1 protein-coding gene is annotated in these 853 nt (G+C 47.2%); it reads left to right on the forward strand.

Going from position 1 to position 853, the window contains the following annotated elements; genetic code table 11:
- On the forward strand, window positions 1–845 hold an 845-nt coding region (locus NL64_RS29965; protein ID WP_080758182.1), incomplete at its 5' end, for a PP2C family protein-serine/threonine phosphatase.
- Window positions 846–853: the final 8 nt, after the last annotated feature.

The following is an 853-nucleotide window of genomic DNA, read 5'->3' on the forward strand; positions in this document are numbered from 1 at the left end:
GTGTTCGCCGGCCCCTTACCGATATCGGAGTCGTTCGCACAGAAAATCAAGATAGAGCCGTTGTAGTTCAAGGCTGGGAGGCTAATGGAGGTCGGTTTTCCGTAGCCGTGGTTGCGGATGGCATCGGAGGTATGAGAGCGGGTGGCGCGTGCGCCTCTCTAGCTGTAAGTGGATTTATAGCTTCTATATGTGAATCCGCAAATTTTCGTGATTCATCATCAGATTGGATGATGAATGCAGCGCTGAGTGCAAACGAAGCGGTTTATAATAAATACTATGGCGATGGGGGGGCAACGCTAGTAGCCGCTCTAATACGACATGGCAAGGCTCCATGTTGGATGAGCGTTGGTGACAGCCGAGTCTATCTCGAAACCGAGCAAAAGCTTCAAAAGCTTTCGACAGATGACACTATTGCTGGACAATTAGGAAGAAACGCAATAGAGAGTCCCGAGCAAGGTAGGCTACTCCAGTTTGTAGGTATGGGGTCCGATCTTCAACCACATGTACATGAGCTTGAATCGAAACTATCTGGTAGGTTTATATTAGTTACAGACGGAATTCATTATTTAAGCAAGTACTCCTCGTGCATGGACAAAATTGTATCGATTGCTAGTGATTCCGGAGTCTGTGCTAAGCGGTTGCTAGAGCTGTCTAACTGGTGTGGCGGACATGATAATGCCAGTGTTGTGATAATTCCATTGTCTGACGAGGAGGACTCAATAAGTGCACCTAGCGCTGGATTTATTGAGATTTCGGATTCGTTTGGTGACGGACAATTCTTTTTAGGTGATTTAGCCTCTAGCTCGTTGCGTGATTACAGTAAAAGCCGGGTGTGTTGCCGCTGACCGAAAAC

It is taken from the genome of Pseudomonas fluorescens, assembly GCF_000802965.1.
GTDB classification, from domain to species: domain Bacteria; phylum Pseudomonadota; class Gammaproteobacteria; order Pseudomonadales; family Pseudomonadaceae; genus Aquipseudomonas; species Aquipseudomonas fluorescens_A.